Annotated in this window: 13 protein-coding genes and 3 tRNA genes; 7 read left to right on the top strand and 9 right to left on the bottom strand. The window is 64.6% G+C overall.

Annotation, left to right across the window (positions count from 1 at the left end; all coding sequences use genetic code 11):
- Nucleotides 1–62 precede the first annotated feature (62 nt).
- The 3 genes from SF06_RS03555 to SF06_RS03545 all read right to left on the bottom strand — a co-directional run bounded on the left by SF06_RS03555 (nucleotide 63) and on the right by SF06_RS03545 (nucleotide 1,483).
- Complete coding sequence (locus tag SF06_RS03555) at nucleotides 63–392, bottom strand: four-helix bundle copper-binding protein (RefSeq protein ID WP_039560012.1); 330 nt, start codon at nucleotides 390–392, stop codon at nucleotides 63–65.
- Nucleotides 393–476: 84 nt separating this feature from the next.
- Nucleotides 477–1,031: a nitroreductase family protein gene (locus tag SF06_RS03550; protein ID WP_027590880.1), complete on the bottom strand. Its 555-nt coding sequence runs from the start codon at nucleotides 1,029–1,031 to the stop codon at nucleotides 477–479.
- A gap of 80 nt (nucleotides 1,032–1,111) precedes the next feature.
- Nucleotides 1,112–1,483, bottom strand: coding sequence for a YkgJ family cysteine cluster protein (locus SF06_RS03545; RefSeq protein ID WP_039560011.1), 372 nt, complete (start codon nucleotides 1,481–1,483; stop codon nucleotides 1,112–1,114).
- A 172-nt stretch (nucleotides 1,484–1,655) separates the two neighbouring features.
- Here SF06_RS03545 and SF06_RS03540 point away from each other — a divergent pair, with 172 nt between their 5' ends.
- Complete coding sequence (locus tag SF06_RS03540) at nucleotides 1,656–3,107, top strand: TrkH family potassium uptake protein (RefSeq protein ID WP_039560010.1); 1,452 nt, start codon at nucleotides 1,656–1,658, stop codon at nucleotides 3,105–3,107.
- Here SF06_RS03540 and SF06_RS03535 read toward each other — a convergent pair.
- Nucleotides 3,082–3,495 carry a hypothetical protein gene (locus SF06_RS03535; protein WP_052199694.1) on the bottom strand — a complete coding sequence of 138 codons (414 nt, stop codon included), beginning with the start codon at nucleotides 3,493–3,495 and terminating at the stop codon, nucleotides 3,082–3,084. The genes SF06_RS03540 and SF06_RS03535 overlap by 26 nt on opposite strands.
- A 139-nt stretch (nucleotides 3,496–3,634) precedes the next feature.
- Between SF06_RS03535 and SF06_RS03530 the strand changes: the two genes are divergently transcribed.
- The 3 genes from SF06_RS03530 to SF06_RS03520 all read left to right on the top strand — a co-directional run bounded on the left by SF06_RS03530 (nucleotide 3,635) and on the right by SF06_RS03520 (nucleotide 7,735).
- Nucleotides 3,635–4,927: a serine/threonine protein kinase gene (locus tag SF06_RS03530; RefSeq protein WP_039560008.1), complete on the top strand. Its 1,293-nt coding sequence runs from the start codon at nucleotides 3,635–3,637 to the stop codon at nucleotides 4,925–4,927.
- A gap of 58 nt (nucleotides 4,928–4,985) precedes the next feature.
- A complete protein-coding gene (locus SF06_RS03525) occupies nucleotides 4,986–5,720 on the top strand; it encodes an MlaA family lipoprotein (protein WP_051587366.1) in 735 nt (244 codons plus the stop codon).
- A gap of 194 nt (nucleotides 5,721–5,914) precedes the next feature.
- The gene (locus SF06_RS03520) at nucleotides 5,915–7,735 is read left to right on the top strand and encodes an acyl-CoA dehydrogenase C-terminal domain-containing protein (protein WP_039560007.1); all 1,821 of its coding nucleotides are present in this window, start codon (nucleotides 5,915–5,917) and stop codon (nucleotides 7,733–7,735) included.
- Here SF06_RS03520 and dinB read toward each other — a convergent pair.
- The gene (dinB, locus tag SF06_RS03515) at nucleotides 7,732–8,781 is read right to left on the bottom strand and encodes a DNA polymerase IV (RefSeq protein WP_039560006.1); all 1,050 of its coding nucleotides are present in this window, start codon (nucleotides 8,779–8,781) and stop codon (nucleotides 7,732–7,734) included. The two genes, SF06_RS03520 and dinB, sit on opposite strands and share 4 nt — an antisense overlap.
- 141 nt (nucleotides 8,782–8,922) lie before the next feature.
- Between dinB and SF06_RS03510 the strand changes: the two genes are divergently transcribed.
- The 3 genes from SF06_RS03510 (at nucleotide 8,923) to SF06_RS03500 (ending at nucleotide 9,399) form a co-directional block, all read left to right on the top strand.
- Nucleotides 8,923–8,999: transfer RNA gene (locus SF06_RS03510), tRNA-Met, on the top strand.
- A gap of 122 nt (nucleotides 9,000–9,121) precedes the next feature.
- A tRNA-Met gene (locus SF06_RS03505) sits at nucleotides 9,122–9,198 on the top strand.
- A gap of 124 nt (nucleotides 9,199–9,322) precedes the next feature.
- Nucleotides 9,323–9,399: transfer RNA gene (locus SF06_RS03500), tRNA-Met, on the top strand.
- A 254-nt stretch (nucleotides 9,400–9,653) separates the two neighbouring features.
- Here SF06_RS03500 and SF06_RS03495 read toward each other — a convergent pair.
- The 4 genes from SF06_RS03495 to SF06_RS03480 all read right to left on the bottom strand — a co-directional run bounded on the left by SF06_RS03495 (nucleotide 9,654) and on the right by SF06_RS03480 (nucleotide 13,745).
- A complete protein-coding gene (locus SF06_RS03495) occupies nucleotides 9,654–10,457 on the bottom strand; it encodes a DNA adenine methylase (RefSeq protein ID WP_039560004.1) in 804 nt (267 codons plus the stop codon).
- 143 nt (nucleotides 10,458–10,600) lie between these two features.
- Nucleotides 10,601–10,852, bottom strand: coding sequence for an Ogr/Delta-like zinc finger protein (locus tag SF06_RS03490; protein WP_039560003.1), 252 nt, complete (start codon nucleotides 10,850–10,852; stop codon nucleotides 10,601–10,603).
- Nucleotides 10,853–10,918: 66 nt separating this feature from the next.
- Nucleotides 10,919–11,782 (bottom strand): phage portal protein, encoded by an 864-nt coding sequence (locus SF06_RS18645; RefSeq protein ID WP_039560002.1) that lies wholly within the window; start codon nucleotides 11,780–11,782, stop codon nucleotides 10,919–10,921.
- Nucleotides 11,694–13,745: a terminase large subunit domain-containing protein gene (locus tag SF06_RS03480; protein WP_039560000.1), complete on the bottom strand. Its 2,052-nt coding sequence runs from the start codon at nucleotides 13,743–13,745 to the stop codon at nucleotides 11,694–11,696. Before SF06_RS03480 ends, SF06_RS18645 begins: the two co-directional genes overlap by 89 nt.
- Nucleotides 13,746–13,805 lie beyond the last annotated feature (60 nt).

Genomic DNA, 13,805 nt, shown 5'->3' with positions numbered 1-13,805 from the left:
AAGCAGCCCGCACACAAGCGGTGGACAGAAAAACGCTGTCCACCCTACGAACGCATGCCACCCTATGCCGCCATGCGCTCGCAGGCCTCGGCGCAGGCCGTGCACGCCTTAGCGCAGGCCTGGCAATGGTCGTGTTCGTGACCGGCACATTCGCTGGCGCAGGCGCGGCAGGCTTCGGCGCACACCCGACACAGCGCTGCGGCCTGCTCGCTGTCCCGCATCATCAGCACGGCGCACAGCCGACACAGGTCCGCACAATCGCGATCCAGCTGGATGCAGCGGGCCATCATCTTCACATCCTCCTCGCGCAGGCAGGAGGTGGCGCAATGTTCGCAGGCCTCGGCACACCGGGTGCAGGCCTGGACGCAGTCTTGGTAGCGGGAATTGATCATGGGTGCCCTCCGACGGTTCAGGACAGCATGGCGCTGCCGGAACTGTTGAGACCGGACCACCCCGGACGGGTTCTGCCCCTGCGATCAGCCCTGCCAGGCGGTCACGAAGTCGCCGGGATCCAGCTCCTGCGGGGTGCGGCGTTCGCCTTCGGCACGCCCCAGGTAGATGAAGCCGACGATCTGTTCCTTCGCGCCGACGCCCAGGCCGGCCTTGACGAGGGGATCGTGGGAAAGATCGCCGCTGCGCCAGATCGCCCCGAGGCCCAGCGCATGGGCGGCGATCACGATGCCATGGGCGGCACAGCCGGCGGAGAGCAACTGCTCGCTCTCCGGCACCTTGAAGTGTGTCTTCGGCGAGGCGATGACGACCACTAGCAGCGGCGCGCGCAGCGGCATGGCGCGGGCCTTGGCGAGCATCTCCGGCTTGGCGCCGCTGGCCGACACCGCCTGGGCGAACAGCTCACCCAGGCGCTCGCGGGCGGCCCCTTCGATGGTCAGGAACCGCCAGGGCCGCAACTGGCCATGGTCGGGGGCGCGCAACGCCGCGCGGAACAGCAGCTGGCGCTGCGCCGCGTCCGGCGCCGGGTCATGCAACCGCGGCACGGACACGCGGGTCAGCAGAGCGTCAAGAGCCTCCATGGGCCACCTCCAGATCGATACAGGCAGCCATTCTAGTGGCCCAGGCGCCAGAAAGGGGATGTCGCGCGCGCCGCGCCCGCTCAGGCGACGCGATCGGGGGACAGGTCCGGCTGCAGCGGGGGCGTCACGGGCGGCAGGCCATGGGCGGCGCGGGCGGTATCGCAGTTCGGGTTGTGCTGACCATTGGCCCACGAGGCTTCGAACTCGCGGCAGGTGCTGGAGCGCTGTTCGTACATGGTGCAGCGCACCGAGCAGCCGACATCGCCGAGCAGCGCCACGCAGCGCGCCGGCTTGGCGTCGGTGCCGATCATGGCGGCGTGATAGGGGGAAATCTGCACGACCCGATCATCTGGCACGCTGCCGCCGGCGGAACGGCATTCGCCCCAGTAGAAGGACACACGAAAGTACGCGCAGCAAGCGCCGCACGTGAGGCAGGGGTTCTCTTGAGACATGGGGAGCAGACTCGGAAACCGGCAGAGCAGCCGGCGCTGGGCGGCTATTCTATGCATCGCATTCCGGCTGTGAAGAGGGCTGCGAAAGAATTTCGTCAGCCCTCACCGCTCGGTTTACAGGCGGGTTCACAAGGTTAGAATGCGCCCCTCCTTTTCCCGTCCGAGCCACCCCATGGCCCTGCCGACACTGCGCATCATCGGTTTCATTCTCGGGATCTTCCTCATCACCCTGGCCGCGAGCATGCTGCTGCCGTTGTTCGCCCAGCTCTGGTACGGGCGCACCGATGAGCTGGAGGCGTTTCTCTGGTCGAGTCTGATCACTTTCGGCACCGGCCTGGCCCTGGTGCTGCCCGGCCGCCCGGCCGAGGCGCATCTGCGTCCGCGCGACATGTACCTGCTGACCACCGCGAGCTGGCTGGTGGTAGCACTCTTCGCCGCGTTGCCAATGCTGATGATCCGCGACCTGAGCTACACCGACGCCTTCTTCGAGAGCATGTCGGGCATCACCACCACCGGCGGCACGGTTCTCACCGGCCTGGACGATGCCTCGCCCGGCCTGCTGCTGTGGCGCTCGCTGCTGCAATGGCTGGGCGGCATCGGCTTCATCGCCATGGCGGTAGCGATCCTGCCGCTGCTGCGCGTCGGTGGCATGCGCCTGTTCCAGACCGAGTCCTCGGACTGGTCGGAAAAGGTGCTGCCGCGTTCGCACATGGTGGCCAAGTACATCGTCGGGGTGTACCTGCTGTTCACGCTGCTCGGCACGCTGGCCTTCCACCTGGCCGGCATGGGCTGGTTCGATGCCGTGAACCACGCCATGACCTCGGTGGCTACCGCCGGCTTCTCCACCTCGGACGCCTCGCTGGCCGCCTTCCCGCCCGCCTCGCACTGGGTCGCGGTGGTGCTCATGGTTCTCGGCAGTCTGCCCTTCATGCTGTATGTGTCCACCCTGCGCGGCAATTACAAGGCGCTGCTGCGCGATCAGCAGGTTCGCGGCTTTCTCAAGCTGCTGGTCGCCGCCTGCCTGCTGTTCAGCGGCTGGCTGTGGCTGAACTCCGATTACGCCTGGAACGATGCGTTGCGCCTGGCCTCGGTAAACACCGTCTCCATCATCACCACCACCGGTTACGCCCTGGGCGATTACAGCCAGTGGGGCGACTTCGCCATCATGGCGTTCTTCTACCTGACCTTCATCGGCGGCTGCTCCGGCTCCTCCACCGGCGGGCTGAAGATCTTCCGCTTCCAGGTGGCCTTCGCACTGCTGCGCGCCAACATCCAGCAGTTGATCCACCCCCGTGCGGTGATCCAGCAGAAGTACAACGGCCATCCGCTGGACGAGGAAATCGTCCGCTCGATCCTGACCTTCTCATTCTTCTTCACCATCACCATCGGCGTGGTCGCCCTCGGCCTGGCGCTGCTGGGCCTGGACCCGCTGACCGCGCTGACCGGCGCCGCCACCGCGGTGTGCAACGTCGGTCCGGGGTTGGGTCCGATCATCGGCCCGGCCGGCAATTTCGCCAGCCTGCCGGATGCCGCCAAGTGGCTGCTGTCGCTGGGCATGCTGCTGGGGCGTCTGGAAATCATCACCGTGCTGGTGCTGTTCACCCACGCGTTCTGGCGTCACTGAGGCGCTCGTCGCGCACCAGGCGCAGCAGGGCCAGCAGCGTGGCGAAGGACGCCGGCGTGACGGCATACAGCACCAGGCCGCCCAGTGCCGGCACAAGGGCCAGGCCGGCCAGCCAACGACCGGGCACACCCGGCAGGCAGAAGCCGAGCAATGCCGGCGGCAGCGCCAGCCACGCCAGCACGCGCAGGTGGATGGCCCAGCCCAGCCAGCCCCGCGCGCGACAGGCGAGACTGGACGGCGCTTCGGCGCACCAGCCGAGCCAGCGCTCGTCTTCCAGGAAGAAGAAACGCAGTACCCCACAGGCCAGCACCCAGACCAGCAGGCCCAGCACCAGCCCCCCATAGCGCGCTGACGCTTCACCGATGGCGAACGGCCGTGTCGAACTCATCGTGGGCTCCCCGCAATGTGCCTGGCCCTGAAGAATAGCCAGCACCGACTGGTCTGCCGTGCGGCGCCGCCGGCATACTGCGCACCCAGCGGGCCGTTTCGTTGTCAAAGCCTCGTTCCCCTGCCGCACCGGACTGAACATGCCGCACCTGATTCCGCTCGCCCTCCTGCTCGGCCTGCTTGCTGGCCCCGCACCGGCCGCCGACCTTTCCCCCGACGCCTATGGCTTTCCGCTGAGCAACCCGTTCGAGGCCACCATCGCCGGCACGCCGCCGGACCTGCGGCCGGAACTGCCCGGGGATGACGAGATCAGCCAGGGCGACTACAGCCTGCTCTTGCGCCCGGAGCGCGAGTACAAGCTGCCGGCCAACTTCTGGGCGGTGAAGAAGCTGCGCTATCGACTCGCCACCCAGGACGGCCCGGCGCCGCTGATCTTCATCATTGCCGGCACCGGTGCCCACTACGCCAGCGGCAACATGGAACTGCTGAAGAAGGTCTTCTACCAGGGCGGTTTCCATGTGGTGCAGCTGTCCTCGCCGACCAGCTACGACTTCATGGCCGCCGCCTCGCGCTTCGCCACGCCGGGTATTTCCGCCGAGGATGCCGATGACCTCTACCGGGTCATGCAGGCGGTGATGGCCAACCACCCACAGCTTGACGTCACCGGCTACCACCTGACCGGCTACAGCCTCGGCGGCCTGCATGCCGCCTTCGTCAGCCACCTGGACGAACAGCGGCGCCACTTCAACTTCCAGCGAGTGCTGATGATCAACCCGCCGGTCAACCTCTACACCTCGGTGACCAACCTCGACCGCCTGGTGCAGACGCAGGTGGCCGATATTCGTGACGCCGCCTCCTTCTACGAGCGCATGTTCGAGAAGCTCACCCACTACTTCCAGCACAAGGGCAGCCTGGACATGAGCGCGGCGCTGCTGTTCGACTTCCAGCAGTCGCAGCAACGCCTGAGTGACGAGGAGATGGCGATGCTGATCGGCGCCTCGTTTCGTTTCTCGGCCGCCGACATCGTCTTCACCTCGGACCTGATCAACCGGCGCGGGCTGATCACCCCGCCCGGCTACCCGATCGACGAGGGCACCGAGATCACTCCGTTCTTCCGCCGCGCGCTGCTCTGCGACTTCGACTGCTACATGGCCGAGCAACTGGTGCCGATGTGGCGCAAGCGATTCGACGGCGGCAGCCTGCCGCAGCTGGTGAATGCGGTGAGCCTCTATGCCCTGGAGGACTACCTGCGCAACAGCGACAAGGTCGCCGTGATGCACAACGCCGATGACATCATTCTCGGCCCCGGCGATCTGGGTTTCCTGCGCCGCACCTTCGGCTCGCGGCTGACGCTGTACCCGCGCGGCGGCCACTGCGGCAACATGAATTACCGGGTCAACACCCAGGCCATGCTCGACTTCATGCGCCCGTAACGGATCACTGCCCATGCTTCGACAGCGTTTCACCCTGCTGACCCTGCTCATACTGGCCATGCCGATCAGCCAGGCGCAGACCCTCGCCACCGACGAGGACGGCTTCACCCGACCGCTGGAGCGGCTGACCTTCAACCCGGGCCTGGACCAGCGCGAATTCGAGCGCTCCACCCTGCTCGCCCTGGATGTCTACGACCCGCTGGAGCCCTGGAATCGCCGGGTCTATCACTTCAACCAGCGCTTCGACGAGTGGGTCTTCCTGCCGGTGGTCAACACCTACCAGGCGGTGACGCCCCGCTTCGTACGCAGCGGCGTGAGCAACTTCTTCAACAACATCGGCGACGTGGGCAACCTGTTCAACAGCCTGCTGCAGCTGAAGGGCCAGCGTTCCATGGAAATCACCGCGCGCGTGCTGTTCAACAGCACCTTCGGGGTGTTCGGCCTGTGGGACGTCGCCAGCCGAATGGGTCTGCCGCGCCACCGGGAAGATTTTGGCCAGACCCTCGGCGCCTACGGCGTGCCGTCCGGGCCGTACCTGGTGTTGCCGTTCCTCGGCCCCTCCAACCTGCGCGACACCGCCGGCCTGGCGGCCGACTTCTGGGTCGAAGGCGAAATCGACTACCTGGGCGTCAGCGAAGCCGCCAGTTATGGCCATCCGGAAATCTATGGCCTGCGCGTGGTGGACCTGCGCTACCAGACCAGCTTCCGCTACGGCCAGGTCAACTCACCGTTCGAATATGAAAAGGTGCGCTACGTGTACAGCAAGGCACGGGAGCTGCAGATCTCGGAGTGAACGTGGGAGCGAAGTCATTCGCGAGCTTTCCGGTCCGGCGTGCACCTTCGCGGACACGTCCTCTCCCGCCGCAGCCATTCCCGCGATCTCCACCTTCTGACCGATCTGCCACGCACCCGCGCACCGCAAGCCAAGGCATGCCGGACACCACGCTCGTATAACTCGCCGCGTCGTTCCACCCGTCGAGACCGAACATGCCCGCCTACAAAGCTCCGCTGCGTGACATCCGTTTCCTGCTCAACGAAGTGCTGGATTACCCCGCCCACTATGGCGCCCTGGCTGCCGGCGCCGAGGCGACGCCCGATGTGGTCGAGGCGATCCTGGACGAGTGCGCCCGCCTCTGCGAAGACGTGATCGCCCCGCTCTACCATTCCGGCGACGAAGAAGGCTGCCATTGGGAGAACGGTGAAGTCCGCACTCCCCAGGGATTCAAGGAGGCCTACCAGGCCTTTGTGGAAGGCGGCTGGCAGGGCTTGTCGCACCCGGTCGAGTACGGTGGCCAGGGCCTGCCGATGAGCCTCGGCGCCATCAAGCAGGAGATGCTCGGCACCGCCAACTGGCCGTTCGCCATGTATCCGGGGCTTTCCCTGGGCGCCATGAACACGCTGATGATGCACGGCAGCGATGAACAGAAGGCCACCTACCTGCCGCCGCTCACCGAGGGGCGCTGGGCCGGCACCATGTGCCTCACCGAGCCGCAGTGCGGCACCGACCTCGGCCAGGTGAAGACCCGCGCCGAAGCCAACGCGGACGGCAGCTATGCACTGACCGGCACCAAGATCTTCATCTCCAGCGGCGAGCACGACCTGACCGAGAACATCATCCACATCGTGCTGGCGCGCCTGCCCGACGCGCCCAAGGGCACCCGCGGCATCAGCCTGTTCATCGTGCCCAAGTTCCTGGTCGATGCCGACGGCAGCCTGGGTGCGCGCAACGGCGTCACCTGCGGCGCGCTGGAAAAGAAGATGGGCATCAAGGCCTCGGCGACCTGCGTGATGAACTTCGACGCCGCCACCGGCTACCTGGTCGGCCCGCCCAACCAGGGCCTGGAGTGCATGTTCACCTTCATGAACAGCGCGCGCATTGGCACCGCCATCCAGGGCGTGGCCACCGCAGAGCTGGCCTACCAGGGCTCGCTGGCCTACGCTCGCGAGCGCCGCTCGATGCGCGCGTTGTCCGGCACCAAGGAACCACAGCAGGTCGCCGACGCCCTGCTGAATCACGGCGACGTGCGGCGCATGCTGCTGGTCCAGAAGGCCGTCGCCGAAGGCGGCCGGATGCTGGTCTACCTGGCCGCCCAGTACGCCGATCGCATGATCGAGGGCATCCTCGCCGGCGACAGCGCCAAGCAGGCCCACTGGGACGACAAGCTGGGCTTCCTCACCCCGATCCTCAAGGGCTGCCTGACCGAGCTGGGCCTGGAAGCCGCCAACCTGGGCATGCAGGTGTACGGCGGGCACGGCTACATCCGCGAGCACGGCATGGAACAGATCGTCCGCGACGCGCGCATCGCCACGCTCTATGAGGGCACCACCGGGATCCAGGCCCTCGACCTGCTGGGTCGCAAGGTGCTGCTGATGACCCGGGGCAAGGCCGTGCGCCAGTTCACCGGCGACATCGCCGCGCTGGCCTGGACGCTGCTCAAGGAGGAGCCGGGCATGCGCGGCAAGGCGCTGACGCTGCTCAGGCTCTGCGCGCAATGGAACTGGCTGACCCTGCGCATCGCTCTGATCGCCCGCAAGCAGCGCGACCTGGTCGGCACCGCCAGCCACGACTTTCTGATGTACGCCGGCTACGTGACCCTGGCGTATTCCTGGGCCCTGCAGGAGCGCGCCGCCCGCCAGCGCATGCGCGACGGCGGGCTGGAATCGCTGGATTTCTACCAGGCCAAGCTGGCCACCAGCGACTTCTACTTCAGCCGCCTGCTGCCGCGCGCCAAGGCCCATGCCACCGGCATGCTCAGCCCGGCGGAGAAGATCATGGAGCTGCCGGCAGAGCATTTCGCCTTCGACTAGAACAGGCGCAGTTGCTCCTGCACGCCCTGCAGATCCACCAGTCGCACGCCCAGGCCAATCAGCCGCACCGGCTTGTCGCCTCGGGCGAAAGCCTGGCCAAGCAGCAACCGGTAGCTGTCCGGGTCCCAGCCAGCGCCGGCCTGTTCGAGGGTGGTCTGGGTGAAGTCGTGGAACTTGAGCTTCACGAACGGCTTGCCGATCCGGTAGCTCTGGTCCAGGCGCGTCAGCCGGCGCTGCAACTCGTCGTATAGATCGGGCAACTCGGCCAGGCAGGCCGCAAGATTCGGCAGATCCTGATCGAAGGTAGTCTCCACGCTCAGTGACTGACGACGGCTGTCCACCTGCACCGGGCGTTCGTCGATACCGCGCGCCAGATGCCACAGCCGCTCGCCAAAACTGCCGAACTCGCGCAGTAGCGCCAGCCGGTCCCACTCGCGCAGCTCCCGGCAGGTGCGGATACCCAGGCGGGTCAGGCGCTCGGCGGTCACCTTGCCAACGCCGTGCAGCTTGCCGACCGGCAGCTCGGCCACGAACGCCTCCACCTCGTCCGGAGTAATCACGAACAAGCCGTTGGGCTTGCGCCAGTCGCTGGCGATCTTGGCCAGGAACTTATTGGGCGCCACCCCGGCGGACACGGTGATGCGTAACTGTTCCCAGACCCGCTGGCGGATTTCGCGAGCGATCAGGGTGCCGCTCCCGCCGTGATGGGTCGCGCTGGACACATCCAGATAGGCCTCATCCAGCGACAACGGCTCGATCTGATCGGTGTAGTCACGGAAGATGCCGTGAATCTCCCGGGACACTTCCCGGTACGCGTCCATACGCGGGCGCACCACATTGAGGTCCGGGCAAAGCTTGAGCGCGGTGCGCATCGGCATTGCCGAATGGATACCCCAGGCACGCGCCTCGTAGTTGCAGGTGGCGACCACGCCGCGCTGCTCCGGCGAACCACCCACCGCCAGCGGCCGCCCAGCCAGGCGCGGATCGTCGCGCATCTCGATGGCGGCGTAGAAGCAATCGCAGTCGATATGGATGATCTTGCGCACGGTATTCAGGGCCGAAAGCGCCGCCAGGTGTGGCGTGGAGCCGGCAGTCTACCACCCCGGTGAACGCGCAAGAGGCTGATGGCAAAAGGCTTTTTCGCAATCAAAGGTTGACAGCCATCCTTCGGCGCGTAGAATGGCCGGCGCGGGATGGAGCAGTCTGGTAGCTCGTCGGGCTCATAACCCGAAGGTCGTTGGTTCAAATCCAGCTCCCGCAACCAGAATCACGAAGAAAGGCCACTCAAATCGAGTGGCCTTTTTCGTTTCAGCGCCCGGAAACGTGGCTGGCGGCTTTTTAAAAACTATTGATTGACAGCCTCTTATTAATAAGTAGAATGGCCGGCGCGGGATGGAGCAGTCTGGTAGCTCGTCGGGCTCATAACCCGAAGGTCGTAGGTTCAAATCCTGCTCCCGCAACCAGATTCACGCAGAAAGGCCACTCAATCGAGTGGCCTTTCTCGTTTCCGCGTCCTGGAAACCTTCGCAAGTGGCTGATTTTAAAACTATTGATTGACAGCCCCTCATTGATAAGTAGAATGGCCGGCGCGGGATGGAGCAGTCTGGTAGCTCGTCGGGCTCATAACCCGAAGGTCGTTGGTTCAAATCCAGCTCCCGCAACCAGAATCACGAAGAAAGGCCACTCAATCGAGTGGCCTTTTTCGTTTGCGCGCGATTCACCGCATGGGCCTGGCCGCTCAGGAAAAAAACCGTGATTCCGTCTGTTCAGGTTTCCAACCTGCCGCTAAAATCGCGCACTTTTTGATCAGAGGCGCCCGTCAGCGCCACAGAGGTTTCACCCGCATGTCCAGCACCTCCACGCCCAAAGTCGGCTTCGTGAGCCTTGGTTGCCCGAGCGATCACATATCTATACCGCTTTAGATCCCGTCGAATAACCCGCCTAGCGCTGCCGGCTCCCAGTTCATGATGATCAGCTCGCCAGTCAGCTCAGCCTTTCCCTTCCTTTGATTCGTGCAGCTGTAGCGGATGTCGGTCTGCTCGATGTGAAAACCATCGAACGCCCGCCGAATATCCGGGTGGTCATTGATGCTCACCATCACCTTTCCTTTGCAGCGCCGCATGAAATCGGCCATCACCACATATTCCTCGAACGGGAAGTCCACCCCGTAGCCTTCCGTCGCCCAGTAGGGCGGGTCCATGTAGTGGAAGGTGTGCGGCCGATCGTAGCGCTCGGCACACTGCAGCCAGGACAAGTTTTCCACGTACACCCCAGCCAGCCGCTGCCACGCCGCTGACAGGTTCTCCTCAATACGAAGCAGGTTGATTGCCGGACCGGTGGTAGCGGTGCCGAAACTCTGCCCGCTGACCTTGCCACCGAACGCATGCTGCTGCAGGTAGAAGAACCGCGCCGCCCGCTGAATATCGGTAAGCGTTTCGGGACGGGTCATCTTCTGCCACTCGAAGATCTGTCGACTGGATAGCGCCCACTTGAACTGGCGGACAAACTCTTCCAGGTGGTTTTGCACTACCCGGTAGAGGCACACCAGATCCCCGTTGAGGTCATTCAGCACCTCAACGGGGGCAGGCTGCGGTCGCATGAAGAAAAGCGCGGCACCGCCAGCAAATGCTTCGACGTAACACTCATGCTGCGGGAATAGCGGGATGAGGCGATCGGCCAGGCGGCGTTTGCCGCCAAGCCAAGGAACGATAGGTGCGCTCATAAGCAAGCCTTTTACTGGATAAATAAACAGTGTTAGGCTCGCCGCGCTTCGTGCACGAGGCGGGAGCCTTGGTTGGGCTTGCAGGGATGGTCTGCAGGTTCGACGGTAGGTCGGATGCGCCAACATCCGCCCTACCGCTCCTTCTAGTTTGTGGACAGCTGATCAAACAGCTGACGCTGTTGCGATGCCGGCAGTTGGCTCAAGCGGTCGAACAGCAACTGATCAATCGCACCGGCCGAGGGCCGCAGGGTGCGCGAGTAGGTCAGACTCATCACGAACGTGTGCCCGCAGTTCACGTCCAGGCACTGGCAGTACAGGTCGATGAATGTCGGCGACAGTTCGTTCCGTGAGCTGATCCGCGCCTTGTGTCCACACGCTTTGCAGTTGATTCGCATGACATCCTCCCCGTCTACTGCCACGTCGCCATTATACCCACATGCTGTATAGGCATACAGCACTCACTACTCCATGTTGTGCTGTACCACTTCCCGCCACCCAAACCGCCGATCCGCCCGCAGCACTTCGTTGACCTCGTCGAACACCCGGCAGATGGGCCGGATCTCGTTGGCGGTGTAGACGCGGTCTATCTTCTCGATGTCGCCGAAGCCACCGGTGTTCTCGGGGATGATGCCGGCCAGGGCGGGGTTCATGCGCCAGGCGGCGATGACGTCGTTGCGGGTGATGTTCTTCACCTTTTCCAGCTCATCCTTGGCCTGGAAGTCACCCACCGGAATGATCTGGATGGCCTTCTCGGTACCGCCCGGGATGTTCACGAACATCGAGCGGAAATTCCCCACGCCCTTGCTTGCGCTGATCTGCGCGCGCAGCTCCTCTTCGTCCTCCTCTGACAGGTCCGGGTCGTTGGTGTAGAAGATGTACCCCGCGTGGGCGCCATTGCTGTAGTAGCGGCGACGAAACAGGGTGGCGGCCTCGTTGAGCAGCAGCGCCTGCATGCCGCCCAGGTAGTCTGGTACCCCGTAGATGTTCTGCTCCACGTCGTAGTCCATGACGTGGATAACCTCATCCGCCTCGAACTCCTCTTCTCGCCCGTTGGGCAGCAGCATCACGAAGCCGCCATCCACTTTCACCCGCATGTTGATCGAGGGCAGGTGCTCGACCTCCAGCACCTCGCCGAACAGGCTGGTGCGGCAGTAGAGATAGGCTTCGCCAAACACCACATAGTCCAGCGCAGCGCGGGCCATGGTGCGCGCCGAGAACCCGGCACTGGGGATGAACTCACGCAGCAGCAGGTTGCGCTTGAACTTGGGAATGGCGCCGTGGTGCGCGTTGGCGCGCAGCAGCTTGGCCAGCCCCGCCTTGGACACCGGCGGGGTGTAGAGCCTGCCGTCGTCGCTGGCAAACACGCCCAGGTAGGCGGCGTAGTTGTCGGTCAGCACCGACTCCGGCGCGCCGAACGTGAACATCCGTGCGGGCTTGCGGCTGGCTGGCGGCTGGTTTCTTGCGGGGCGACGTCTGGACATGGCTGCTCTGGCTGCTCATTGCGTAGCGGCTGCGGCGCCGCTTGTTGGTGTTGAGGGGTTCGTGCGCCAGGGCGTGCATGATTGCCCAGGCCACGTCGGCGTGGCCGGTGGCCTCGGTGCGCGAGGCGCTGTAGGTGATCTGGCCGCTGGCGGTGGTGCCACGCTTGATCGACAGGAACGCGGCCGCCACTTCGCTCCAGCCGGCGTCCCATTCAATGCGGCTGCCCTGGATGGTGTCTTGCGCCTTGAGCACCAGGGTGTTCTTGGCTTCCAGGCTGTAGTGGATGGGTGTGGCGCGCGGGTAGAAGTCGCGCACTAGGTCGAACACGCCATAGCCGACGCCGGTGATGTCGATGCCGATGTGTTGGACGTTGAAGCGCTCGCAGAGCTTCTTCACCTGCGCGGCCTGGTGAGTGAACGACGTGCCCCGCCAGGAGTACTTCTCCAGGATGCGGAACTTGCCACCCTGCTCCAGGGGCGGGGCCACCACCACACAGGTGGCGTCGTCGCGGGTGCGGCTCGGGTCGTAGCCGAGCCAGACGGGGCTATTGCCGAACGGACGATCGGACTCGGGGTCGTAGTCGGTCCACAACGCAAGGTCCGAGTAGCAACGCTCCAGGTCGACCAGGGCGAAGGCGCTCATCGTGCTGTCGATAAACTTGCACATGTAGAGCTGATCGAACGTGTCTTCGTTGATTTCCAGACGCAGGCGCTCGATGTTGAACAAGTTACAGCCGCCGACCTTGGCATCCTCGACGGTAATGACCTTGCGCCACTGGCCGTCCGGACACAGCACGCCGGCGTGGATCTGGGCGTCGCTCGGCCATGGGCCGGCCTTCTTGCCGCGCTTGTCGTTGCGGAACTCCTCGCCGGTCCAGAACGGGTAGGCCTGGTGGGTGACGGCGCTGGGCGTAGAGAAGTACGTCTTGCGCCACTTGTCATGGGACGCCATGGCGCCGGCCAGATCGCTTAGCTTGGCGAAGTCCCTGATCCAGAAATACTCGTCGATGTAGACGTGGCCATGGTGGCCTTGGGCGGTGCTGCTGTTCGTGCTCAAGAAGCGCAGTTCGGCCCACGGCTTGCCGTCCTTGCTCAGCACGATGGGATTGCCGGTCAGGTTGATGTCGAACCACTCTGCGGCGAACTTGACGATGTAGCTGCGGAAGATTTCCGACTGAGCCCGGCTGGCCGACAGGAACATCTGGTTGTCGCCGGTCAGCACCGCGTCCATGAACGCTTCGGCGGCGAAGTAGTAGGTCAGGCCGATCTGGCGACTCTTGAGGATGTTGCGGATACGCGCGGTCAGCGGGTTGCGCTTCGCCTCGAACAGCTCCATCTGGTAGGCGAACATGCGGCTGGTGAACTTCTCCAGGAAGTCCACTTCGGTCAGGGCGCTGATGTCGTTCTTGAGGGGCTTTTCCTTACGCTTGCCGCCTTCCCCACGCGGCCGCCGCTCGCCCCGGCCGGCACCGGGTGCGGGAGCCGGGCCGTCGTCAGCCGCGGGCGCTGCGCTCGCCGGCGGCCGTGACTGTTTCAGCAACTTCTCTCGAATACTGGTCAACCGCTCCAGCTCGTCCAGGTCGCCCTTGCTCAGCGCCTCGGTTTTCTCCAGCAGCAGGGTGATACGCCGGCTGACCGCGCTCAGCGGCTCCTCGTCCGTCAGCAGCTCATCCCAGCCGCCCCGGGCGATCCAGTAGTAAACGATACGGATGTTGGGCAAACCGAGCTGAGCCTGAATTTCGCGCGGCTTGCAGCGGCGCAAATAAAGGCGTTTGGCGGCTTCCTTGACTTCGGTAGAGTAGGACATTGGCGCAGTCTAAGCAGCCAACACGCGGCCAACGCCTACGAAAATTGCGCGAATTTCCTA

It is taken from the genome of Pseudomonas flexibilis (assembly GCF_000802425.1).
GTDB lineage: Bacteria > Pseudomonadota > Gammaproteobacteria > Pseudomonadales > Pseudomonadaceae > Serpens > Serpens flexibilis.
Note: the sequence above shows the minus strand (reverse complement) of the source record. Positions and strands in the feature narration are given on the sequence as shown.

Coding starts and splice junctions, on each gene's coding strand:
- SF06_RS03555 (WP_039560012.1), bottom strand. CDS start 392: ATGATCAATTCCCGCTACCAAGACTGCGTCCAGGCCTGCACCCGGTGT.
- SF06_RS03550 (WP_027590880.1), bottom strand. CDS start 1,031: ATGGAGGCTCTTGACGCTCTGCTGACCCGCGTGTCCGTGCCGCGGTTG.
- SF06_RS03545 (WP_039560011.1), bottom strand. CDS start 1,483: ATGTCTCAAGAGAACCCCTGCCTCACGTGCGGCGCTTGCTGCGCGTAC.
- SF06_RS03540 (WP_039560010.1), top strand. CDS start 1,656: ATGGCCCTGCCGACACTGCGCATCATCGGTTTCATTCTCGGGATCTTC.
- SF06_RS03535 (WP_052199694.1), bottom strand. CDS start 3,495: ATGAGTTCGACACGGCCGTTCGCCATCGGTGAAGCGTCAGCGCGCTAT.
- SF06_RS03530 (WP_039560008.1), top strand. CDS start 3,635: ATGCCGCACCTGATTCCGCTCGCCCTCCTGCTCGGCCTGCTTGCTGGC.
- SF06_RS03525 (WP_051587366.1), top strand. CDS start 4,986: ATGCCGATCAGCCAGGCGCAGACCCTCGCCACCGACGAGGACGGCTTC.
- SF06_RS03520 (WP_039560007.1), top strand. CDS start 5,915: ATGCCCGCCTACAAAGCTCCGCTGCGTGACATCCGTTTCCTGCTCAAC.
- SF06_RS03495 (WP_039560004.1), bottom strand. CDS start 10,457: ATGAGCGCACCTATCGTTCCTTGGCTTGGCGGCAAACGCCGCCTGGCC.
- SF06_RS03490 (WP_039560003.1), bottom strand. CDS start 10,852: ATGCGAATCAACTGCAAAGCGTGTGGACACAAGGCGCGGATCAGCTCA.
- SF06_RS03480 (WP_039560000.1), bottom strand. CDS start 13,745: ATGTCCTACTCTACCGAAGTCAAGGAAGCCGCCAAACGCCTTTATTTG.